At 41.1% G+C, this 18,886-nt stretch carries 33 protein-coding genes; 9 read left to right on the top strand and 24 right to left on the bottom strand.

All coding sequences use genetic code 11. The features are described from left to right. Position 1: 1 nt before the first annotated feature. From Cabys_RS01160 to Cabys_RS01100, 13 genes are all read right to left on the bottom strand, one after another. Complete coding sequence (locus Cabys_RS01160) at positions 2 to 892, bottom strand: hypothetical protein (RefSeq protein ID WP_006928226.1); 891 nt, start codon at positions 890 to 892, stop codon at positions 2 to 4. Beyond that, positions 892 to 2,628, bottom strand: coding sequence for a BNR-4 repeat-containing protein (locus Cabys_RS01155; RefSeq protein ID WP_071961251.1), 1,737 nt, complete (start codon positions 2,626 to 2,628; stop codon positions 892 to 894). The genes Cabys_RS01160 and Cabys_RS01155 overlap by 1 nt, the downstream gene beginning before the upstream one ends. 1 nt (position 2,629) lies before the next feature. Further along, positions 2,630 to 3,040: a hypothetical protein gene (locus Cabys_RS01150; protein WP_006928225.1), complete on the bottom strand. Its 411-nt coding sequence runs from the start codon at positions 3,038 to 3,040 to the stop codon at positions 2,630 to 2,632. Between the two features lie 10 nt (positions 3,041 to 3,050). Continuing rightward, positions 3,051 to 3,356, bottom strand: a complete 306-nt coding sequence (locus Cabys_RS01145) for a hypothetical protein (RefSeq protein WP_071961250.1) — start codon at positions 3,354 to 3,356, stop codon at positions 3,051 to 3,053. Continuing rightward, complete coding sequence (locus Cabys_RS01140) at positions 3,340 to 3,624, bottom strand: hypothetical protein (RefSeq protein WP_225868905.1); 285 nt, start codon at positions 3,622 to 3,624, stop codon at positions 3,340 to 3,342. The genes Cabys_RS01145 and Cabys_RS01140 overlap by 17 nt, the downstream gene beginning before the upstream one ends. An 88-nt stretch (positions 3,625 to 3,712) precedes the next feature. Then, entirely contained in the window at positions 3,713 to 4,810 is a 1,098-nt protein-coding gene (locus Cabys_RS01135) for an SUMF1/EgtB/PvdO family nonheme iron enzyme (RefSeq protein WP_071961249.1), read from the bottom strand. Further along, the gene (locus Cabys_RS01130; RefSeq protein ID WP_006927330.1) at positions 4,810 to 5,055 is read right to left on the bottom strand and encodes a spike base protein, RCAP_Rcc01079 family; all 246 of its coding nucleotides are present in this window, start codon (positions 5,053 to 5,055) and stop codon (positions 4,810 to 4,812) included. Before Cabys_RS01130 ends, Cabys_RS01135 begins: the two co-directional genes overlap by 1 nt. A gap of 17 nt (positions 5,056 to 5,072) precedes the next feature. Further along, positions 5,073 to 5,453 carry a hypothetical protein gene (locus Cabys_RS01125; RefSeq protein WP_006927331.1) on the bottom strand — a complete coding sequence of 127 codons (381 nt, stop codon included), beginning with the start codon at positions 5,451 to 5,453 and terminating at the stop codon, positions 5,073 to 5,075. 144 nt (positions 5,454 to 5,597) lie between these two features. Continuing rightward, positions 5,598 to 5,870, bottom strand: a complete 273-nt coding sequence (locus tag Cabys_RS01120; protein WP_006927333.1) for a hypothetical protein — start codon at positions 5,868 to 5,870, stop codon at positions 5,598 to 5,600. Between the two features lie 9 nt (positions 5,871 to 5,879). Continuing rightward, positions 5,880 to 6,320, bottom strand: coding sequence for an N-acetylmuramoyl-L-alanine amidase (locus tag Cabys_RS01115; RefSeq protein ID WP_006927334.1), 441 nt, complete (start codon positions 6,318 to 6,320; stop codon positions 5,880 to 5,882). Continuing rightward, positions 6,313 to 6,603, bottom strand: a complete 291-nt coding sequence (locus Cabys_RS01110) for a hypothetical protein (protein ID WP_006927335.1) — start codon at positions 6,601 to 6,603, stop codon at positions 6,313 to 6,315. Before Cabys_RS01110 ends, Cabys_RS01115 begins: the two co-directional genes overlap by 8 nt. A gap of 26 nt (positions 6,604 to 6,629) precedes the next feature. Further along, positions 6,630 to 7,583, bottom strand: a complete 954-nt coding sequence (locus Cabys_RS01105; protein ID WP_006927336.1) for a hypothetical protein — start codon at positions 7,581 to 7,583, stop codon at positions 6,630 to 6,632. A gap of 4 nt (positions 7,584 to 7,587) precedes the next feature. Next, positions 7,588 to 8,130, bottom strand: coding sequence for a death domain-containing protein (locus Cabys_RS01100; protein ID WP_006927337.1), 543 nt, complete (start codon positions 8,128 to 8,130; stop codon positions 7,588 to 7,590). A 129-nt stretch (positions 8,131 to 8,259) separates the two neighbouring features. Between Cabys_RS01100 and Cabys_RS01095 the strand changes: the two genes are divergently transcribed. The 8 genes from Cabys_RS01095 to Cabys_RS01060 all read left to right on the top strand — a co-directional run bounded on the left by Cabys_RS01095 (position 8,260) and on the right by Cabys_RS01060 (position 13,963). Then, complete coding sequence (locus Cabys_RS01095; protein ID WP_006927338.1) at positions 8,260 to 8,619, top strand: hypothetical protein; 360 nt, start codon at positions 8,260 to 8,262, stop codon at positions 8,617 to 8,619. Then, a complete protein-coding gene (locus Cabys_RS01090; protein WP_006927339.1) occupies positions 8,606 to 9,049 on the top strand; it encodes a hypothetical protein in 444 nt (147 codons plus the stop codon). The genes Cabys_RS01095 and Cabys_RS01090 overlap by 14 nt, the downstream gene beginning before the upstream one ends. Before the next feature lie 129 nt (positions 9,050 to 9,178). Next, positions 9,179 to 9,685: a hypothetical protein gene (locus Cabys_RS01085; RefSeq protein ID WP_006927340.1), complete on the top strand. Its 507-nt coding sequence runs from the start codon at positions 9,179 to 9,181 to the stop codon at positions 9,683 to 9,685. Beyond that, positions 9,649 to 11,253 carry a hypothetical protein gene (locus Cabys_RS01080; protein ID WP_071961248.1) on the top strand — a complete coding sequence of 535 codons (1,605 nt, stop codon included), beginning with the start codon at positions 9,649 to 9,651 and terminating at the stop codon, positions 11,251 to 11,253. The genes Cabys_RS01085 and Cabys_RS01080 overlap by 37 nt, the downstream gene beginning before the upstream one ends. An 8-nt stretch (positions 11,254 to 11,261) precedes the next feature. Further along, positions 11,262 to 11,651, top strand: a complete 390-nt coding sequence (locus Cabys_RS01075) for a hypothetical protein (RefSeq protein WP_150109240.1) — start codon at positions 11,262 to 11,264, stop codon at positions 11,649 to 11,651. After that, a complete protein-coding gene (locus Cabys_RS01070) occupies positions 11,641 to 12,762 on the top strand; it encodes a phage portal protein family protein (RefSeq protein WP_006927343.1) in 1,122 nt (373 codons plus the stop codon). Before Cabys_RS01075 ends, Cabys_RS01070 begins: the two co-directional genes overlap by 11 nt. A gap of 44 nt (positions 12,763 to 12,806) precedes the next feature. After that, on the top strand, positions 12,807 to 13,367 hold the full coding sequence (locus tag Cabys_RS01065) for a hypothetical protein (protein WP_006927345.1): 561 nt from the start codon (positions 12,807 to 12,809) through the stop codon (positions 13,365 to 13,367). Further along, positions 13,364 to 13,963 carry a hypothetical protein gene (locus Cabys_RS01060; protein WP_006927346.1) on the top strand — a complete coding sequence of 200 codons (600 nt, stop codon included), beginning with the start codon at positions 13,364 to 13,366 and terminating at the stop codon, positions 13,961 to 13,963. The genes Cabys_RS01065 and Cabys_RS01060 overlap by 4 nt, the downstream gene beginning before the upstream one ends. Positions 13,964 to 13,991: 28 nt before the next feature. On the opposite strand, the gene Cabys_RS01055 is transcribed toward Cabys_RS01060, so the two are convergent. From Cabys_RS01055 to Cabys_RS01030, 6 genes are all read right to left on the bottom strand, one after another. Next, a complete protein-coding gene (locus tag Cabys_RS01055; RefSeq protein WP_006927348.1) occupies positions 13,992 to 14,243 on the bottom strand; it encodes a hypothetical protein in 252 nt (83 codons plus the stop codon). Further along, positions 14,236 to 15,336, bottom strand: coding sequence for a CdiA C-terminal domain-containing protein (locus Cabys_RS01050; RefSeq protein WP_006927349.1), 1,101 nt, complete (start codon positions 15,334 to 15,336; stop codon positions 14,236 to 14,238). The genes Cabys_RS01055 and Cabys_RS01050 overlap by 8 nt, the downstream gene beginning before the upstream one ends. Positions 15,337 to 15,380: 44 nt before the next feature. After that, complete coding sequence (locus Cabys_RS01045; RefSeq protein ID WP_006927350.1) at positions 15,381 to 15,593, bottom strand: hypothetical protein; 213 nt, start codon at positions 15,591 to 15,593, stop codon at positions 15,381 to 15,383. Between the two features lie 66 nt (positions 15,594 to 15,659). Further along, a complete protein-coding gene (locus Cabys_RS01040) occupies positions 15,660 to 15,992 on the bottom strand; it encodes a hypothetical protein (protein WP_006927351.1) in 333 nt (110 codons plus the stop codon). Positions 15,993 to 16,031: 39 nt separating this feature from the next. Continuing rightward, positions 16,032 to 16,409 (bottom strand): regulatory protein GemA, encoded by a 378-nt coding sequence (locus Cabys_RS01035; protein ID WP_006927352.1) that lies wholly within the window; start codon positions 16,407 to 16,409, stop codon positions 16,032 to 16,034. Between the two features lie 2 nt (positions 16,410 to 16,411). Continuing rightward, positions 16,412 to 16,723: a VVA0879 family protein gene (locus Cabys_RS01030; RefSeq protein ID WP_006927354.1), complete on the bottom strand. Its 312-nt coding sequence runs from the start codon at positions 16,721 to 16,723 to the stop codon at positions 16,412 to 16,414. 189 nt (positions 16,724 to 16,912) lie between these two features. Between Cabys_RS01030 and Cabys_RS01025 the strand changes: the two genes are divergently transcribed. Then, positions 16,913 to 17,401 (top strand): hypothetical protein, encoded by a 489-nt coding sequence (locus tag Cabys_RS01025; RefSeq protein ID WP_006927355.1) that lies wholly within the window; start codon positions 16,913 to 16,915, stop codon positions 17,399 to 17,401. Positions 17,402 to 17,408: 7 nt separating this feature from the next. On the opposite strand, the gene Cabys_RS01020 is transcribed toward Cabys_RS01025, so the two are convergent. The 5 genes from Cabys_RS01020 to Cabys_RS01000 all read right to left on the bottom strand — a co-directional run bounded on the left by Cabys_RS01020 (position 17,409) and on the right by Cabys_RS01000 (position 18,883). Then, the gene (locus tag Cabys_RS01020) at positions 17,409 to 17,591 is read right to left on the bottom strand and encodes a hypothetical protein (protein WP_006927356.1); all 183 of its coding nucleotides are present in this window, start codon (positions 17,589 to 17,591) and stop codon (positions 17,409 to 17,411) included. A 5-nt stretch (positions 17,592 to 17,596) separates the two neighbouring features. Continuing rightward, a complete protein-coding gene (locus Cabys_RS01015; protein ID WP_006927360.1) occupies positions 17,597 to 17,815 on the bottom strand; it encodes a helix-turn-helix domain-containing protein in 219 nt (72 codons plus the stop codon). Further along, positions 17,812 to 18,018 carry a hypothetical protein gene (locus Cabys_RS01010; RefSeq protein ID WP_006927361.1) on the bottom strand — a complete coding sequence of 69 codons (207 nt, stop codon included), beginning with the start codon at positions 18,016 to 18,018 and terminating at the stop codon, positions 17,812 to 17,814. Before Cabys_RS01010 ends, Cabys_RS01015 begins: the two co-directional genes overlap by 4 nt. A 102-nt stretch (positions 18,019 to 18,120) precedes the next feature. After that, positions 18,121 to 18,666: a host-nuclease inhibitor Gam family protein gene (locus tag Cabys_RS01005; protein ID WP_006927362.1), complete on the bottom strand. Its 546-nt coding sequence runs from the start codon at positions 18,664 to 18,666 to the stop codon at positions 18,121 to 18,123. A gap of 16 nt (positions 18,667 to 18,682) precedes the next feature. Next, on the bottom strand, positions 18,683 to 18,883 hold the full coding sequence (locus tag Cabys_RS01000) for a hypothetical protein (protein ID WP_006927363.1): 201 nt from the start codon (positions 18,881 to 18,883) through the stop codon (positions 18,683 to 18,685). Positions 18,884 to 18,886 lie beyond the last annotated feature (3 nt).

Raw genomic sequence — 18,886 nt, 5'->3', positions numbered from 1 at the left:
TTTAATACTCCTTAAAATTACTTAATTTACCAATTTCCAATTGCGCGTTATCTAATTTTGCATTAAACTCTAAAGTACCGCTTTTATTATGTATTATAACAACCAATTTTGTAGCTAATTCATCAAAATTAAATTCTTGCTCAATTGAAATTCTCCGTTGTTCTAATGAATTGAAAAAATATTCTTCCCATGGCTGAGTTATAAAGCTCCCATCTTCCCTTTTTGCATACAACCCCAAACACAAGCTCCCATTTCCGGTTATAACATCTGGATCAAATTGCACATATATGGATGCCGTTGCTTTAATTTTCCCTTTAACTGGGCAAACGGTTTCACAAAGAATATACTGACTGGCAGTTGTATCGCAAGCAATATATTGACATTTACCGCTTCCGCTTAAAAATGATGTTTGAAGGTTTACTGCGCCAATAGTTGTGCTCTTGTTCCACCCATCCGCCAATCCATCGGCGTTTGAATCGTTTTCAAATTTGCCGTCCGGATGCAATAAATTAACCTGCTGCGCAACCAAATCGGCGCTACCTGAACCGGCAATGGTTAATCGGTGCGGCTTAGAACTAAAAGAGCGCTCGGTAAAATAGAATAAAAAAATATCGCTAAGCGTCAATACAGAATCCAGGCCAACCAGGTAAACGGTTTGTTTAGTCGTGTTGCGCGCCGCCAGGTTATTTAAAATATTTTCATTGAATTGAATAACGTTGGCGTTAAAATCAAAACTCTTTTCAATAAGCAAGGTTTGATTCTCAATGCTTTTAACTTTTTTCGGCTTTTCTTTAATGCGCGCTTCGCACCAGCCAAGATGCAAATAACCATTAGTCGCATCGTACAAAGTAATTTGCGCAGGTCCGGAAAATATATCTAAATCCGTAGCCATTATTTTTTACGCTCCAGCTTTAAAATGCCCAGTTGTTTATAACTACCGTCGTTTAATACGAATTGCACAAAGCCCAGTTTAGTATTCGAATCAAGCAAATTCATACAAATCGATTTATAACCGATCCCGGCATATTGTTCGCTTTCGGGAATGATATCGTTGCGGTATTGATACCATTTTTCGCCATAATCATAAGATCGAATTTGATAGAAAAACGGATAACCGCTTTTACCTTTAGGCGAAATAAAAATATCCACATAACCGCTTTTGCGGGCTAATAGCGCCGAAGTAAATCCTGTTAAAATGCCATCGATCATAAAAAAGTTGGTAATATCTTTTTGCGTTTTTATGCCGTTTTTATAATGCACAAAAATCGCATGACGATTATCATAATTCCCGTTCTCATAATACAGTATCTGATAAAGTAAAAACGGCGTCCCGTCATCGTCAATTGCCACTGCTATCGGAGAAAAGTAATCATTGTTGGTTGTATCAATGCTTCCGTCAACCAAAAAATAGGTTTCAGATTCAGCTGGCGTAATACTGCCATTAGTGACTACATTTTTACTAAACGTGCGCTCGGAATTATACCAGGTTTCGCCGTCCTCTGTTTGATAATAGTATATCCTCTTGTTTTTTCCGGCTGATCCATTACGGACAATAACCATCATGCCCAGATATTTATTATTAGAGCCGCTGACGATGTAATAATTTATCGGATCGGTTATTCCCACAATGCCGGTAATTTCATCCACAATTTTAAACGGGCTGCCCCAGGTCTGTCCGCCGTCGGAGCTAAACATTCCGCAATTATGGTAATCGCTGCCTACGCCGGGCTCGCCGCGCCACAATAGCATTATTTTGCCGTTCGGGAATTTAAAAAGATTTGGATAGCCCATAAAAAAGCCCTGGGCATAGCCATCAAAAACGGTGGCAAAGTTATTGTAATCTTCCGGACTGGTCGATCGTTTTACAATGATTCCTCTGTTGTGACTGGTGCTAACATTATCGTAAGCGTAAAGAATATAGCCGTCGTCGCTCAGCATTATAGGCGCAATATGGTGGTTATCGCTGCCCGAAACGCCTGGCGCAAGCAGGTCTTTTTTTGCCGAATAGGTTTTGGTTAATAAATCGTAATACCACATATAATTAGTTTGAACGCCGCTAACATTAACTTGCGCAATGAACCACACTTTATTGTTGTAATAGTAATTTTTGCTGCGCTCATAAACATTGACCGGATAATAAGAACTGTTCACAACGATCTTATCGTATTTTACCTTTATGTCATAATCGTTGTAACCGAAAACGCAAAAATTTTCTTCCTTTAAAACCGCGTTCGAAACCTGAATAGTAAGAATGTGGGGCTCATCGCCAAAACCACGCTTTACCGAATAGCCGGAAACCATCGCTTTATCAAAATACCAGCGTTCGTCTTCAACGTCGCTAATTATTTTTACAATGATGGCAATTTTGGTATTAAGCTGATTTTTAACCTGCTTTAAAATATCCAGCGTTTGCGAATGGTCGGCCTGCGCCAGATTAATGGTTAATTTAGCGTTAATAAATAGCTGCCGTTCCTGACCGTCGCCAAACTGATATTTTTTCGGTTCCAGCGTTATTTCGGCGCCGCCGTTTTCATTGGCTAAAATATCAATATCAAAATCAACCCCTAAGTCGGGATTATGGATATTGATTTTCCTGATTTGCTGAATGTAAATCTTTTCCAGATTCATTTTAAACCACGGTTACAAAGTCGTCCTCGTCAAGAACTTTTTTCTGCATGGTAATGGTTAAAATGTGCGGCTCATCGCCAAAACCGCGTTTAACCGAATACTGGGCCAGGGCCGGGCCAATGGTGTAAGTTTTGTTGTCAATGCCCGTAATTTTGATTTGCGTTTGATCAGTATCTTTGCCGCTGGACGCCAGCGTAAGTTTTGTGGAATCGGTTTCCGCAATTTCAATGGTCGCTTTCGCCAGACCAAAAAGCTGTTTTGCCTGTCCGTCCGCTAATTCGTAAGATTTAGGTTCAAAAGTGATTTCGGCGTTGCCATTGCCGATCGCGCCCAGATCGCTCCAGGTCGTTCCGCCGTCGGTGGAAATTTCAACTTTTTGAATGGGACCGGAATAAATTTTGGTTACATCCATCTTATTGCTCCTATTTTATGAACTTAAATACCGTTAACATTAAGGCAAACATCGAAATGATGATTGCGAATATTTTAAAAGGCAACGTATTTAATTTATTTAATACGTTGTCGATTTTACTTTCAAAAGAGCTTTGTTTTTCTTTAATAGCTTCAATGCGCTCCGCCAATGCTGAATATCCGTGATAAGCCGACGTTGAAATGGCTCTTACTTCCGTCACTTCTTTTTTTAGCGCCTCAACATCCAGCTTCGTTTTATCCAGGCTTTTGCCAATGCCATCGATTTTTTGTTCTAATTTTTCAATCTTTTTTTCCATTGCCGCTGCTCTTGATTATGGCCGCTAAGGTTTCTTTCATCTCTACCACCGAATCTATGAAAAACTGCTCCCGACTCATCATTTTTCGTTCTAACTTCTTTTGCTGCTTGATGACGTCCTTCATCATTTCTTTCAGATCGTGCACATCGTCAATCAAATATTTTATTTGCGTTTTCAACAACGTTTGTTCCTGTCCTAAATCTTTGATGTCTTCTTTAAGTTCGGTATTGGTGCACATAGAAAAAATTCCGCTAATTTTAATTTGCATTACCAAAAACTATTTTTCTCGCATCATATCATAATATTTTTGATAAATTTTTAAATCTTGCATAAAAAACAGAACTCCAGATTTCAGATCACAGAGCCACAAAAGCTGGGCGAAAACCAAGGTACCAATACCGACCGCCGCGAGTGAGGTTCAGGGCGAGCGCAAACACACCGGCGTTGCTGCCATTGACCCAATAGCCACCACGGAGCGGAACACGCTCTCCAAAATTTCGCCACCATGAATGATCATAGCCGTGTGTATTCAATCCTGTTTGTACGGGCCCTATGGCCAGTTTTTTTAAATTATCATCCGCCCCGGGGATATCGTCAAATTGTACAGATATATAGTCTGGACTTGCTCCTTCCATTGTTGTGCCGCGATCAACAGTTGAAAATGAAATTGTTGTTGCTACTCCATCCCAATTCACATAAATGCCTGTATCAAACCAATTTGCTTCAGCGGCCTGAAATGAATTTCCGATAGCGGTAGGCGCCGCGTTCAAATTTCCAGCCACCAATATTTTTCCCTCAACAAGCTTCATGCCATCCACCCACTCCCAAACATTGCCGTTCAGGTCGAACACTCCGTTTTTTATACGGTTGTGCGCCGTTTTTAGGCCGCCGGTTCCGGTCAACCAACGCGATGGATTCGGCCCGCCAAAATTATTTCCCGGCGCCATAATACCTTTCACCGTCGGATCGGAATAATCATCACCATAAGAGTTGTTCCCCAAAGGCATCTGATTTGCCTGGCACCATAAAGCAAGCGCGGACCATTCGGCGTTGGTCATAAGGTGCCAACCATTAACGCCGTTTCCGTTCATGTTTTGACATGCCTTGCGCGCCGCGTCAAAATCAATCTTTACGCGCGGGTCTTGATTGGGAATACTTTGCGCAATATAATTATGCGCGCTGCCGGCTATGTATGGATTGTAGGCATCCGCCGGGTTCGTATCGCCTTCAATTTGAAATGTATTCGGATCATACACTACCGCCTGATATTGCCCGATGTAAATAGCATCTACAATAGTTCCGTTCACGATAAAAGCCGGATGCACTTCTGTGCTATTGAAACCGTTTACCGGGTCCCAGTTGAATTTATCGAGCTTGAAAACTCGGTTCGGGCGTCCGTTTTTATCGCGGATGATTAGGGATTTTTTCTTTAATGCCAATAAAGAAGTATTCATTACTCTGTCACACCCTGCTTGCTAAATGCAATAACATTTGTTGCGGTGGTTCCGCTTTGCAATACTTTTACTACTCCTGCAGCCGGCACAAACATGCCATTATCAATGTTCTTAATAATTGCCTGGTTTCCTTCCGTATCCTCTACAGCTAAATCTCCTCCGGTTCCCACCCAAAAAGCTTGCGCGGTAAAAGATAAATTTTGATCTCCTAAACTTACATCAATATTTTCAAAACTTTTTGCCATTTTATTTACCTCTATACTTATGCTTTCCCCTTCATCTTCTCAAACACCCGCCCCCCAAACCAGAAGCCCATGACAATGCTTACCCACATATTAAGCGCGGGCGGCATATCCTGCGTTATCCAACCAAATGCCTGCCCGATTATCCATCCGGCGCCGATAAGCCCAAAAACCCAGGTAAAAAACGGCCTGATGAGCGTGCGCATCCATAAAATCGCTTTTGGAATTTCCGTTGCCCGGCCTTCGTATTCCAGAATGAATTTCTGAACCAGATCGCGTTCTTTTACCGCCAATTCCAAAAACGTTTGATTAAACTGCGCTTTAATCTGTTGCGCTTTGCTTTTATTCGGCACCAACCGGTCAAAAACCTTATCAGCTATTTTTAAAATATCGCCAATCATTTTTTCTAAAAATTCCGAATATTGAATTTTGAAATCCGAAACAAATCCGAATTTTAAAATTCAAATGACCAAAACATTTATGTTTTGAATTTATGTCATTCGTTCTTTTTATTTGTTTCGGATTTCGTGCTTCGGTTTTCGAATTTAAATAACCATTATTGTTGCCATTATTAGCGCCCCGGCAATATCGCCCAGGGCATCTAAAAAAAACCGTTTTTTACTGCCGTAAATCTTTTCCACGTCATCTTTAAAATATTCGAATATTTCCCACAAAATAGCGCTAAGCAAAACAATATCCACGGCTATTTGTCCGTTTTTAAAAATAGCCAGCGCCAATTTTGCCAAAATTCCGCCGCCTAAAATATGAAACCACAACCATTTATTCCGGTAAACCGCATATTTAAATAACGAATTCATAATTAAAAATTAAAAATTCAACATTTCCCTAAACCATTCCATATCCAGATTCGGGCAACTCTTTCGATTATCAAATTCATAATGCCCATAAACATTGTTAATGGATAAATGAAACTGCTTTAAAAGCACTTTAATAAGCTTTTGCAAGCTGTAAATTTGCGCTTTAGAAAAGGTATTAACGCCCACCAATGCAATACCGATGCTATCTAAATTGTGCCCGCGGCAGTGGGCGCCGATCTTTTCCAGGTCGCGGCCTTCCTTAATTAAGCCGTCGTTTTCAGGCTCCGGCCTTCGGTCTTTCAAAGAGCGATAGGTGGGATAGCTATTTAAAATCAAATAATGATAACCAACGCCATCCCACCCGCGTTCTTTATGCCAGCGGTCGATAATTTCCACGTTGCCCCACTGGCTGTCGGTGCAATGAATAATGATTTTCCGGATTTCACGCATCTTTAATGTAAAACCGCCCGCTGTATTCCAGAATCCGCGTATCTTTAGCTAATTTTTCGCCCAGCTTTTGCCAGGCTTCTTTTTCTTCCTTCGCTTTTACGCTAATTTCCACGGTCTTAACGATTTTTCGCGCATCCAATTCGAAAAACTCAAACACAAATTGACGCCCGGCGGAGGTGGACCGGGCGTCGTTCTGGCTTGTCAGGCTGGTGGCGCCAGACTGGGCGGTGGATTGTCCCGCGGTTTCGGCAGGGCTGGGCTGGGATTTATGATTGCGTGCCATTATTTTTCTCCAATTTTGTTAACCAATTACAAACGAATGCGGCTTAAACGACGCAAAGCGTCCTGACGCTCAACCGTCAGGTTCAGGAAAAATTGCAAACGCGCAATGCCTTGCGGACCGACTTCGCTTTCCTCAAAATCGGTAAACAGAAAACCGGAATTGGTGCTAAAGGCAACGCCCAACTCTTCGGCAAAGCGAACAATGTACAAAGATGTATTGTCGGTATTTACGCCGTCGCTTTCGTTTTGCGGAATGGCGCTTACCGGCAATTTCACAATCGGAACCCCGTTAAAGGTTTGCACCGGCTGACCAAAATTATTGGTCGTAACGCCAGCCGCGCCAATGGTGCGCGCAATGGTGCTCAAACGGGCGCCCAAATTCACGTTGCACAAAATAGCGTTTGCGCCCGGAACGTTGGCCATCTCTTTTTCCAGAAGCTCAACAAAAGCTTTTTGATTGGCGTCCGTATCCAACTTCAAACCAACCTGCACATTCATGGCGGCCAGTTCGTCTGCCGTAAAACCCAGTTTTGGCGTTTGCCCGGTAGCGTCCGCATCCTTTACAAAATAAGAAATGCCAAGCATGCGGTTGCTGGCGTCCACGCCGACCAGCATCTCATCCTGCACCTCTACCGCCAACTTGGCGCCCAGGCCGTTCAGGCGACGATCCGCAAACAAACGCAAACCGGCAGGGCTTACGCCCACATTGGCGTCCATTTTGCGCACGTCGTCAATACTGATTTCACGACCATAAAGCGCTAAATTGCGGCTTTCAGGATTTGGCACCTGCGCGTCGCGTTGCAAGGTTCCGCCTTCCGCGCGCGCCGCCGATCCGGAAAAACTATCCTTATCGGCAATATGCACATAGGTGGAAGGATCGGGCTTGAATTCTGCAAACTGAAACAGCGGCGCCACTTCCAGCATACGCGCTAAAAGGTTGGCTCCGCGTCCGCTTAAATTGGAAATCTGGGCGATATTCATCGATTTACTCCTCTTTTATATTGGCAAATTCTTTCACTTTATTGGCAATGGTGGGGTTCGCGCTTTCCAGAGGGCTTAAGATGCGCGGCTGATTGCTTTTTTGCCCCTTATTTTTATCACCTTCGCCCGGAATCGGCGGCAAATTCTCCACAATCTTCACGCCCGCTTCAAAATCGTTTTCCAAAATCTTACGGTAATGATTTAAAAGCTCTTCGTTCTTGCCTGGCAAACGATGTTCGGCAATGGCTTTTTGAATGATCTGTTCAATCTTTTCCTTTTGCGTTTGTTTTTGCGCGTCGCTCAAACTCTTTATTTGCGTTTCATAGCTCTGAATTTTTCCCTGCAAATCCTTAATGGTTTGCGTAAGCTGCTCAATTTGCGCATTCAAAGGATTGTTTGGTTCGGGCTTTGGTTCCGGTTTGGGCTCCGGCTTTGGTTCGGTCTTTGGTTCCGGTTTGGGCTCCGGAATATCTTTAGGGAAATTTTTGTCGATAGCTTCCGCCTTTTCCGGGAAAAGCGCTTTTAAGAAATTCTTAAGCCATTCCATTACATTTCCTTTCCGTTTTTAGCTTTAATTTAATTCTCTCATGCTTAAATGCTTGTTATATGCGCATTTAGCATACTTTTGCAAACCGATAATCTTAAATTGAAAGAAAATTAAAATTAGAGGCGTGTTATGTATGCGTTTAACGAAATTGAAAAATTGCTTAGCAGTAACGTGCGGCAAATTTTAAGCGATCCAACCGTTTACGATGAATTCGAAAAACAAACATCTTATATTATGCGCGATTTTTCTGGCGTCGATATTACGCAAAGCCCGCCGCCCGACTGGACCAAACAACCCTTTGCATGGATTATGGAATATCTGGTTTCCAATCGCCTGTCTTCCATTACCGAAGAATATCGGCAAAAGATAGAAACCAATTGGAAAGCGGCTTTAAAAATTCTCGACAAACATTCCACCGTCGGACAAAATGAAAATCCCATAACCCCTAATCTGGATAACATAGAGGACGTTTACAGTGTTGACTTTTAAAAACCTCGCCTTGCAACTGCAAGACTATCTAAAAAATAAAATGCCGGATGTAAATATTGAATTGGGAAAATACGGCCAGATGCCCGCCATCCTTCCGGCAATATGGATTTTTCTCGAACCGGGCCCGGTTAAGCGTCTTTCCACAAACGCAACCAAAGACTTAACGCGCCTGGCTAAAGTCTATTTGTTTTCCTTTAAAGCCAATGCCGAAAATCCGGCAAGCGCCGCCATCGATAGCATGGAACTGCTCATGCAAGCCGAAACCCATTTGATTCAATTTAGAGACGATTTAAACAACGGCCAGATTTCCCAGGATGATAATCAGGCCACCGCATTGTATTTTGAAGAAAGTTCAATTGCATTCGACGCCGTTTATTCCGATATCAGCGTCAGCGTCCTGGAATGCTTTTTTTCTTATGTAAAATTGTAACTCAAGCCTTAGCTTGAAAATCGCTTTTTTGGCGATTTTTAGTTTAAAAGGTATTTATGGTCGTATTAAACAAAATATTAAAAATTAAACGCGATTAAACACGTTTTAAACAAAATTAAAAGGTATGTTATGACCAGAAAAAAAACAGACCCGGAAGTCTTAAAAAAAATAGCTCTGCACAAGGTCAACAACCCCGATCACACGCACAAAAAAATTGCCGAAATTTTCGGCGTAGCGCCTCACGTGGTGCGCTATGCCATCGAAAAATATTCGCAAGCCATTGAGCTCATGAAGAGCACGCGCAAAGGCGTTTACGAACAAACCAAATTTATCGCCGGAAGTTACGACGATATCGAACTCTTAAAACGGCAATTAAACTTTTGCGCCGCGCAACTGGAAAACGACCAGAATATGGCCATTGCCAACCGCGTCGACTTGCTCTACAAAATTATGCGCATTCGCATGTTTCTGCAAAGCGTTGAACTCGAAAGCCATATCAAACGCGCCGACGCCGATATCATTGCCCGCATTATTCGCCGTTTTATGCCCGAAGCTTCCAACGATGATATTGTCAAAATCTATCAGGAAGAATATGTAAAATGGGCGAATCAGGTTCCGGAAAATATGAAGGTTTAAAAATGGAACAATTCTCTTTAACTAAAATATTCATCGAGCAACTAAAAGCCGAAGCGCTAACCCAAAAGCAATATTTGCCCGTTCCCGCTTTTTCCGCTAAAGAGCGCAAGCCCAAAAAAGTTTCCGCTCGCATCGAGCGTTCCAAAAAAGATTTCTTTTTCTTCGATAAAACCTATTTCCCAAAAGAAATGTATTTTGACGGCTATGCGCCACCCAATAAAATGCATAAGGAAATGGTAAAAGCCGTTAAAAAACCCGGCGTCCATATCTTTTTTGGCCCGCGCAAACATGGCAAAACCGTAACCGAAAAAAAACTTTTGATCTGGCTTTTGCTCAATGGCATTTACGATATTGCCGGAATCTATTCCGAAACTCTGCCTAAAGCATCTAACTTTCTAAAAGACATTATTTTAATCATCACGCAAAACGATCGCCTTTTACACGATTACCAGCCGGAATTCACCGAAGCCAACGCCGATCAATTCACTTTAAAAGTACGTTCAAAGCATGTTCCGGGCGGTTTAAAATTTTGCGCGGCGTTTAGTGAAGGCCGTTCCGTCCGCGGTTACACGCGCATGTTTGGACGTCCGCAAATTCTATTCGGAGACGATATCGAAACACTGGAAAGCAGTTTTGCCGAACAGGCCGTGGATATGCGCATTAACAAATTGACCGAAGCTTACCATTCCTGCGCCGAAAATGCCGTTTTCATCATTTCCGCCAACGACTTTTTAACCCAATGCGCCTTGCACCGCATTCGCCTGGAATACGAAGAAGGTTTATTATCTAAAGATTGGCATGTCAATGTTTTTAAAGCATGGGATAATAAACCTCTCTGGCCGCAGCGCTATCCGGCTAAGTCGGAAAGCGAACTCAAATCCCTGCTCAAACCCAAGTCCGAAGCCGATTGGCAGGCAAATTTTCAGCAAAATCCCATTCCGCCGGAAGGCTTTTTCTTTAAATCCGAACATTATAAAGAATACGACCGTCTGCCAGACGACGCCCGCGGCGTCATCTATTGCGATCCTAACCTGGCAAAAAAAGCCAAAGGCGATACCACCGCCATCGTCGGTCTGACCTATTCGCCTAAAAAAGACCAATATTTTGTGGTCGATGCTATTTGCAAATCGTTTGCCGATTCCAACGAACTTTTAAATACCGTTCTGCAAATGAAAACCGATTATTCGCAACGCATTCTCGGCATCGCTTTTGATGGCAACGTAACCCAGGAATCCACCTGGTCCAATTTCATTAAAAACTGGTGCCGCATTCATAAAATGCCGTTTCCATTGATTGAATTTAAGCGTTACCATGTGGACGATCTGGCTAAAAACTGTCAAATCGCTTTTACCGAAGGGCGAATATTATTCCCAAAAAATTTTGCCAAATCCAAAAACGGAGAACGCTTTTTAGGTCAGCTTTTTGGATTTTCCGGTAAAAAAGCCAACAAAGCCGACGATGCGCCCGACGCCCTGATCTGCGCTTTTGAATACATCCACGAGCGCAGAATTGTTCGTTATACCAAACCAATGGTTAAAACCGTCAAAGATTATTACACTCCATTTTAAAGGAGAACATGATGGAAATTTTAATAATCGTTTTTTACTTTATTATATCCGGAATTTTAAACCGCCTCGGAGAAATAACCGTGTTTGAAGGCTGGTTCTATAATTCCGTTTTCATCAATCTGGAAAACAAATTCCCGCGCATTTACAGGTGGCTGCGCTCATGGGATGTTGACGAATGGCGGTTTTTAAAAATCGGCAAATTTAAACTGCCTCTGCATCCCATTTTCTGGGATTTATATCATTTTACTAAAAATATGGACCGCTTCTTACTATCGATTTACGTCTTTTACGTTTACGGATGGCAGCTTACGCTGGCGGTTTTATTTTTCTGGTGGATTATGCAAATCGCTGTTTTTAAAATTTGTCTGACAAATATTGAGGTTGAAAATGAATCTTAATAAACGCGTTTACCCTACATTGCAGGAATTTTTCAAATACGCACAAATGGCCGACATCAAAGACCCGGAAGCGCGCAACATCGTGCCTTTAATGAAAATCCTAAAACGCGCCTTTCTGGCCAATCCGCGCATCCTCGGTCATTACATTACGCGCACCACCGCGCTCGCTTCGTTCGACTGGCAAATCGTCGCAGACGATATGAACGCAGCGGCCGAAGCCCAGCGAAGAGTTGTTAAAGCCATAGATTATATTGTTAACAACCACGCCAAAACCGCCTTTTACGGCCGCAACGTTTACAAACTCAAAATCGATGCCCAGGGCAATGAGCAAAATATTTCCATTATCGAAGAACTCGACCAACAAACTTACGATCTGGAATTTGAGCGTCTTTTACTAATCGACGAATCCGGACGCATTATAGACGAAATAAACCTTAACGAAAATCAAAACTATCTGGTCGACATCATGCCCTTTTACGTTTATCGCGGCGGCATATTGCGCACCTTAATGCCGCTCGAAATTATTCGTTACGATATTATTCTGGAAAACGCCAACTACCTGCGCAAGCTTAAAGGCATTTTGCAAATCATCAATAAAGGTGCCAGTACCGAAGAGCAAACCCAGGCCGAAATCGCCGCGCAAAAAGCCATTCAACATAACTACGTAGTAACTTCCGATTTTGTGGAATTCAAGCTTAACCAAATCGCCCAGCAGGCCGGGACCAATTTTAAAGATTTTATCGATCTCTTAAACCGCGATATCGCCATAGCCATTTTAGGCCAGGCCAACACCCCCGATTTGCCTTCCGGTTCCGGTTCGCGCGCCGCCTTGCAAATTCAAAAAATGATCTCCGCCGATATCATGTACACCGACATGATCCGCGTCGAAAAATTAATCAATCGCTTATTATTGCTCGATTATAAGTTAAACTTCAATCCCAATGCGACCGAAGCGCCTTATAAATTCCAATTCATTGAAGCGCAAGAACAGGATATTGAAAAAAATGCCGCCGCCCTGGAAACGCTCAGCCGATTTTTGCCCATCAAAAAGCAAGAAGCTTACGCCATGGTCGGCCTGACTCCGCCCGAACCAGACGACGAATTATTGTAACTCAAGCTTTAGCTTGAAATTTAACAAACAACAGGTTTATTTTTATGAAGTTCTCCCAAAAACTCTTAACCGACATCGGCGTTACCGTCCTGGCCATGATCGAGCAAAACATTGCCCAGGGCGTGGATGTCCATGGCCAAAAATTTGCCTATTCCGAAAAACCCTTTTACCGGCCTTACGATCCGCAAATCGTCAAAAAACTGGGCGGCAAAAGCGGGAAAGGAAAGTTTTACGAAATCGTCAAATCAAAATCCACCGGAAAGCTGGGCATGATCATCCTGGGCGGTTATAAACAATACAAGCAAAAAGTAAATCCGCAAGCCGCTAACGACTTTTTAACTTTCTCCGGTAAAATGCTGCGCAATCTAAAAATCATTAAGGCCGAAAATAACCAGGTAATTATCGGCTTTACCGATCCGATTCAGGCGCAAAAAGCCTTCTGGCTCAATATTTCCGGAGCCGGTCGCAGCCGAAAATTATGGAAATTTTTAGGCCTGCGTAAAGAACAATGGGAGCAATTAAAAAAACGATACGGCTTGCAAATTACTGCCGAAATGAGCAAATTATTATTAGACAATGTTAAACAAACAGGAGCAAAACCATGAAAAAACTAATCCTTTCATTAATCTTTTGCCTTCTTTTTCTTTTGCCCTCTATGGCGGATAACATTTTTATGAAAAACGGAACAAAAATTATTAATGTAAAAGTTTTAAATCAGGATCAAAAATGGATTTATTACCAGATGGCTAATGGCAAAAAGACAAAAATTAGTAAAAATGCAGTGCTAAAAATTGAAAACATCCCTTTTAACCCAAAATTAAAATCGCAAATAATTGCGCCTGATTTTACCCATATTTCCAAAATGGATGTTGAAAAATCACAAACGGAAAGTTATCCGAATTTTAAGTTGATTACCTTAAGCATCGTTTCTTTTGCCTTAAGTTATGATTATTTTAAAGAAGCTAATAATATCCAAAAGTTTATTAATTTTAATGATTTTTTGATCCGAAGTTATATTGGCGATGAAAAACTGGAAAAAGAATATTTAGATTTGATTGATGATTTGAAAAGCCAAAAAAAGAGAAAACAAATAATAGGAACTGTATTTATGGCTTCCGGAATTATTAATGCAATTATATCTTTTAAAAAGGTACAAATTAAAGCCTCGCCGCAAAGTTTAAGCCTTTCTTATAGATTCTAAATAAAGTCCCGAAATTCGGGACTTTTTTTTAATCGAACTCCAGAGGGCTATCTTCGTCCTCGTTATCGCCATAACCGGCTAATTGCGCGACCCCTTCAATAAAATTGCCGTCAATTTCGGCCAATTTTTGTAATTCTTCTTTTTCTTTTATTGTTATAAGATCTTCCATTAATAACCCTTGCGCCCAACCGGCTACGTAAACCTTAAATTTATCGGTTAGCAAGCCCTGTTTTTTAACCTTTTTCACGTTTTCTATTAACGCTTTAAATTCTTTAGTCATTTTCCCAACCCTCTCTATTTTTTGTTATAAATGTGCCATTCTTTTTTAAAATCGTAACCTGCTTAATTTCTCTTTTATCGTCAAACTTTATTGCTTTTTTAATGCCTTCAATAATTAAATCCTCTGCCAATGAGCCTTCGTTATAAAGCAAAACATGCCCGGCCTGTTTTTTGCCATTCCTTATTTGCCTGCGCGTTGCTTCCGTAATATTGGTTGCCGATGATGTCAAGCGTTTATATTCCACCGCCCGACCGTTTTCCCAGGTGTCTGCTAATTTTATGCCTTTTGGGCCTGTAGCGTTCCGCAAAACAATCCTGAATCCGGAACGGGCGCGCAGTTTAGCGATTGTTATCTCTTTACTACGCTCTTTAAATCCCTGTTCCACAAATACGCGTCCCTGTCCGTTTTTTTGCCTGTAAATTTCTTTACCTTCCATAGGCACCCAGCGATGCCGACAATTATAACCGCCCATATAATAAAGCGCCGGTTGTCGGAATCGATTTAACTTACCTTCAATCTCTTCAATCCGATAAACGCCGCCAATATGTCGAACGCAAAAGGGCCTAACCGTGCCTGTTGGACCTGCGTAACGAACATATTTAGCGCCCGATTGCTTAATCTGCTCAATCCGCGCCAGGCGATCTAAAGCCGCCTGTGTGGTGTTTATTTCCGTTTCAATATGCCTTTTACGCAGCTTATATTTGCGTAAAGCAGCCCGCGCCGTTTCCTGCCAGTTTAAATCGCCTTTAATACCCTGTTCAATCGCCTGGCTTATTTCTCGTATCAATCGGCGATCGATGTATTTTAAACTATAAAGCGCCATATCCTGTATTTCGTTAATGTGGCGCTGCGCATACGCGCTTAAAATATCTTCCGCCTTTTTTTGAACGTCTTCGCCGCCTGAATAATCATTTTTAAATTGCTCAAAAAGATCGTTTTCAACGCTTTTAATCAGCCTTTGAACATCATTTTTAAAGGATTCTTCAAAGCCGTTTTCTTTAATAAATTCCCTCACCCGCTTGCGTAAATTCCGCACATTGCCGCTTTCAAACTGCCGGCGAACAAAGCGCCTTATCTCGTCTTCAAACCCCATCGCTCCCTTTAACCTTTAATCTTTCATCTTTAATCTTTAATTTTCTAAATCTCAACAATCACTTTTTTAAACAATCGATTGTCAAATTCAATTTTATGTGTTAGCCTTGTTTCCGTAAAATAACGCGCCCCGCATTCACTGCAAATAATTTCCCGCGTATCCATATTGGCCCGCCGCCAAACGCCGTCGCGGTAAACCATATTTCGGTAAACACGAACCACCCGCTCTTTATCCTGCCCGCACCTGGGACATATCATAACGCCTTAACTCCTAAACATCTAAACATCTAAACACCTAAACACCTAAACTTCTAAATCCCTAAACTAATAATCCCCTCTCCGCCATTCCACATAAAACCGCTTATCCTTATTGTTAAGCCAGTTCACAATAAATCGCCGGTAATTCTTTTTGCGTCGCCGCGGATCGGCTAAAAGCCATACGTACATCTTATTGAGTTCCTGCCGTAATTCTTTTTCGCCATAGGTTTTTACTAAATGCTCTACAAATTCAAAATCAATAGCCGGTTTGCTGTCTTTAAAAAAACGCGTTTCGTTTATTTTTTTTAAAAGCCGTTCAACAACATCTTTTTTATTAACGTTCGCCTGTTGAGCGGCCTTTAAAATCTCTTCTCTATATAAATCATCATGCCCAGCCATATCATTCAACCATTAAACTATTCAACCATTCAACTGATTTTATTTCAAACTCTCAATCGCCTTTATAACCTTTTGCACCTTGTTGCGCGGTATCCATTCAAGGCGATCTATTTTTATTATGCGCTTTACAAAATTCTCTAAACCCTCCACGCTTTTATTGCGCACTTTAGGATTCGATTGCCATAAATATTTTAAATAACCGATTTGTTTTGGCGTTATCATGCCCTCACGATATTTTATTTTTATCCGGAAGCCGAATTTTTGAAAATAGCGGATTAAGCCCTTTGCCTGTTCCGGCGTTAAATCCTTGCTGCTTTTAACGCCGTATTGCCCTAAAATATCGCGATAGGTGTCTTCGTCGATCCCCAACTGCTGTTTAGCGATATGGATAATCTGTATTTGTTTTTTCGTTGCCATAATTAGAATCCATTGTGTTTCTCGTAAAATTCAAATCGCGGATGTTTTTTTCCTTTCTTATCTATAACTTCTAATTTGTGTATTTGAAACAATCCGCCTAAGGTCCAATTACACCCCATCTTAGCGGTAAACCTTCCAATACAACTAAATCCAAGGCGATACCATATTTGATTAGTCGGTACCCCGGCATCTTCAAAATCTTTATATGATTGGATTGTTCCACATTTAGGGCATATAAATTTCCACTTTTTTCTGTCTTTTCCAAAAAGAGATTCCCCTTTTCTTATGTATTCTTCAACGGTCATTACTTGCATAATTAATTACCTCCTTTAATTCAAACTTATCTTTACGCGTCGCTTCAATTGCAATAGTTTATAAAGCAGGGCCTAAATTCTTAGACCCTGCCGCCGCACATCCCCTTTGCAGGAGATTGTTTTTTTTTATTTTTTTTATTATATTCTTTATGCCGCGCATCCTTAATTAATTTGCCAGGAGATAGTTCCATGGTTGAATTAATAGGTTTTATTTCACAAATGATTGATATAATTTCTAAAGGCATTGAACTAAAAGATCGAAAAAAAGAAAAATCGCCTGTTTTCCACTTTAAAGTTAATGGCTTTTCGTTAGATAAAAAATGCTTGCTCTTAGAAGTTTCTGTTTCTAATAATTCTGAAATGCCTTTCACGATCGTTGGTTTTAAATTAATTTTAGGCGATTTAGAAATTGATAATTTACCTATTGAAAATGTAAAAATCATTACCAGCGCCGGCGATGTTATCCAGGTAAATGCGCCGTTCAACTTATTTATTATGGAACGCAAAAAAATAAAATCATTAAAAATCTTACCTTCTAATTTATACCTCCTACAAAACCAAACCGATTCTGGGTTAATTTTATTTGAACTGCCTCCTAAAATCGACATTACACAAAACGCTAAATTAAAATTATTAATTGGAGGATATGATTTTGATATTTCCGCTAACATATTATGAACCTTAATTAATTCAAACTTATCTTTACGCGTCGTTTTAATCTCAACATCTTATAAAGCTGCGCTTTTACAAATCGCTCTTTTTTCAACTCTAAGTTTAATCGTTTTTCTCTTATCTTTAACTCAATGATCCACGTCAAAAGAAAAACAATAATCCATATCAAAAAAAAGATCAAATCGTCTTTAAACATCACTTTTAACCTTTTATCTTTTTATCTTTATTCTTTAACATATACCGCGCCACTTTTTTGCCGTTCTTTAATTCAATCAATTGCGAATCAATTCGGTAGCCTCTTTGCCGTAATTCCCAGATGCGCGCGCTTAATCGCAAACAGCCGTAAAGCCGTAACGCCTCCAGCGCCGTAATGCCCTTATTTCTTATCAAATGTTTTAAAATTAATTCGCTTTGCGTCATTTTTTATTTTCCCGCTTTGATTTTTTAGAAATAACCATTGGTTGATAATAGCCGTAATGTTCAATCTCAAAACGTTTTTGTTCTTCCGTCAGGCGATCAATAATCCCAAACTCTTCAGGATTCCATGAAGTAAACACTTTTTGCAATTGACACAAATTGACATTGCTTAATAACTGCTTAACCATGCGCTCCGACGCATTCATTTCTTTAACCTTTAATCTTTGATTTTTAATCTTTCCCCTCAAAAAGCGCCCCGCCCCCAGGGGTCAAAGACGAGGCGCCTGCGCGATCTCCCGGATCGTCCGCTAACTTGCTTTTTCCATATTTTCCGTGGCAATACGCGGCTCGTAATAAAATGTCTCTTCCTGAACAACCTGCACGCCCATGGTGTCTAAAACTTCCTGATCCAGTTGTTTAGTTAAGGCATCCTGAATAATTTTGTCTTTTGCCACTTCTTCCTTGGTCCGGATGTAATCGTCTTTAAAAACGCTGCGCTTAATCAATTCCAGTACCGCCTTCCAGGTAAAGCCTTTTAAGGTCTTCAATTTTGGCATGCCCAACCGAAAGCCCACAATTCCGTTGCTCAATTCTTTGCTCTTCTTTTTGCCAAATTCGTCCTTGTGCTCTTCGCAAAACAGGCTTAAATCCAGCTCCATGTCCGCAATCTCTTTTTTGATCGGATTGATCTTGTCGTCCAGAGCCTTACGCCGCCGCGCTTCCGCCTCGTTGTATTTATTCACCATCGCTTCCACATAGCTCTGTTTTTCCGCGATGGCCCGCAGCGTTTCGTTTACCTCTTCCCAGTTTTGCAGGTTGCTTTTTAAAACAACCTTTTTCCGTGCTTTGCCCATAATTTTTCCTTTCTTGTTAATTTGGAATAATGGTTTTATGATTTACAACTTCAAGGTTTAAAATGGGATACGTCAGACGCGGAACCTTTAATGCTATTTTTTTCTCTCCGTCGTCCAAAATGATGGTGCGAAAATAAATATAGCTCACACGGTAAATTCGTTCATCATATCTTACAAAGTCCCCGCGCCGTATGCGGTTATTATTTTTATCAAACATGAT

This window comes from Caldithrix abyssi DSM 13497, from assembly GCF_001886815.1.
In the GTDB taxonomy this organism is placed as follows: domain Bacteria; phylum Calditrichota; class Calditrichia; order Calditrichales; family Calditrichaceae; genus Caldithrix; species Caldithrix abyssi.
Note: the sequence above shows the minus strand (reverse complement) of the source record. Positions and strands in the feature narration are given on the sequence as shown.

Bases quoted from the DNA above. Each gene is read 5' to 3' on its own strand.
- Cabys_RS01160 (WP_006928226.1), bottom strand. From the start codon at position 892: ATGGCTACGGATTTAGATATATTTTCCGGACCTGCGCAAATTACTTTG.
- Cabys_RS01155 (WP_071961251.1), bottom strand. From the start codon at position 2,628: ATGAATCTGGAAAAGATTTACATTCAGCAAATCAGGAAAATCAATATC.
- Cabys_RS01150 (WP_006928225.1), bottom strand. From the start codon at position 3,040: ATGGATGTAACCAAAATTTATTCCGGTCCCATTCAAAAAGTTGAAATT.
- Cabys_RS01145 (WP_071961250.1), bottom strand. From the start codon at position 3,356: ATGGAAAAAAAGATTGAAAAATTAGAACAAAAAATCGATGGCATTGGC.
- Cabys_RS01140 (WP_225868905.1), bottom strand. From the start codon at position 3,624: ATGCAAATTAAAATTAGCGGAATTTTTTCTATGTGCACCAATACCGAA.
- Cabys_RS01135 (WP_071961249.1), bottom strand. From the start codon at position 4,810: ATGAATACTTCTTTATTGGCATTAAAGAAAAAATCCCTAATCATCCGC.
- Cabys_RS01130 (WP_006927330.1), bottom strand. From the start codon at position 5,055: ATGGCAAAAAGTTTTGAAAATATTGATGTAAGTTTAGGAGATCAAAAT.
- Cabys_RS01125 (WP_006927331.1), bottom strand. From the start codon at position 5,453: ATGATTGGCGATATTTTAAAAATAGCTGATAAGGTTTTTGACCGGTTG.
- Cabys_RS01120 (WP_006927333.1), bottom strand. From the start codon at position 5,870: ATGAATTCGTTATTTAAATATGCGGTTTACCGGAATAAATGGTTGTGG.
- Cabys_RS01115 (WP_006927334.1), bottom strand. From the start codon at position 6,320: ATGCGTGAAATCCGGAAAATCATTATTCATTGCACCGACAGCCAGTGG.
- Cabys_RS01110 (WP_006927335.1), bottom strand. From the start codon at position 6,603: ATGGCACGCAATCATAAATCCCAGCCCAGCCCTGCCGAAACCGCGGGA.
- Cabys_RS01105 (WP_006927336.1), bottom strand. From the start codon at position 7,583: ATGAATATCGCCCAGATTTCCAATTTAAGCGGACGCGGAGCCAACCTT.
- Cabys_RS01100 (WP_006927337.1), bottom strand. From the start codon at position 8,130: ATGGAATGGCTTAAGAATTTCTTAAAAGCGCTTTTCCCGGAAAAGGCG.
- Cabys_RS01095 (WP_006927338.1), top strand. From the start codon at position 8,260: ATGTATGCGTTTAACGAAATTGAAAAATTGCTTAGCAGTAACGTGCGG.
- Cabys_RS01085 (WP_006927340.1), top strand. From the start codon at position 9,179: ATGACCAGAAAAAAAACAGACCCGGAAGTCTTAAAAAAAATAGCTCTG.
- Cabys_RS01080 (WP_071961248.1), top strand. From the start codon at position 9,649: ATGGGCGAATCAGGTTCCGGAAAATATGAAGGTTTAAAAATGGAACAA.
- Cabys_RS01075 (WP_150109240.1), top strand. From the start codon at position 11,262: ATGATGGAAATTTTAATAATCGTTTTTTACTTTATTATATCCGGAATT.
- Cabys_RS01070 (WP_006927343.1), top strand. From the start codon at position 11,641: ATGAATCTTAATAAACGCGTTTACCCTACATTGCAGGAATTTTTCAAA.
- Cabys_RS01065 (WP_006927345.1), top strand. From the start codon at position 12,807: ATGAAGTTCTCCCAAAAACTCTTAACCGACATCGGCGTTACCGTCCTG.
- Cabys_RS01060 (WP_006927346.1), top strand. From the start codon at position 13,364: ATGAAAAAACTAATCCTTTCATTAATCTTTTGCCTTCTTTTTCTTTTG.
- Cabys_RS01055 (WP_006927348.1), bottom strand. From the start codon at position 14,243: ATGACTAAAGAATTTAAAGCGTTAATAGAAAACGTGAAAAAGGTTAAA.
- Cabys_RS01050 (WP_006927349.1), bottom strand. From the start codon at position 15,336: ATGGGGTTTGAAGACGAGATAAGGCGCTTTGTTCGCCGGCAGTTTGAA.
- Cabys_RS01045 (WP_006927350.1), bottom strand. From the start codon at position 15,593: ATGATATGTCCCAGGTGCGGGCAGGATAAAGAGCGGGTGGTTCGTGTT.
- Cabys_RS01040 (WP_006927351.1), bottom strand. From the start codon at position 15,992: ATGGCTGGGCATGATGATTTATATAGAGAAGAGATTTTAAAGGCCGCT.
- Cabys_RS01035 (WP_006927352.1), bottom strand. From the start codon at position 16,409: ATGGCAACGAAAAAACAAATACAGATTATCCATATCGCTAAACAGCAG.
- Cabys_RS01030 (WP_006927354.1), bottom strand. From the start codon at position 16,723: ATGCAAGTAATGACCGTTGAAGAATACATAAGAAAAGGGGAATCTCTT.
- Cabys_RS01025 (WP_006927355.1), top strand. From the start codon at position 16,913: ATGGTTGAATTAATAGGTTTTATTTCACAAATGATTGATATAATTTCT.
- Cabys_RS01020 (WP_006927356.1), bottom strand. From the start codon at position 17,591: ATGTTTAAAGACGATTTGATCTTTTTTTTGATATGGATTATTGTTTTT.
- Cabys_RS01015 (WP_006927360.1), bottom strand. From the start codon at position 17,815: ATGACGCAAAGCGAATTAATTTTAAAACATTTGATAAGAAATAAGGGC.
- Cabys_RS01010 (WP_006927361.1), bottom strand. From the start codon at position 18,018: ATGAATGCGTCGGAGCGCATGGTTAAGCAGTTATTAAGCAATGTCAAT.
- Cabys_RS01005 (WP_006927362.1), bottom strand. From the start codon at position 18,666: ATGGGCAAAGCACGGAAAAAGGTTGTTTTAAAAAGCAACCTGCAAAAC.
- Cabys_RS01000 (WP_006927363.1), bottom strand. From the start codon at position 18,883: ATGTTTGATAAAAATAATAACCGCATACGGCGCGGGGACTTTGTAAGA.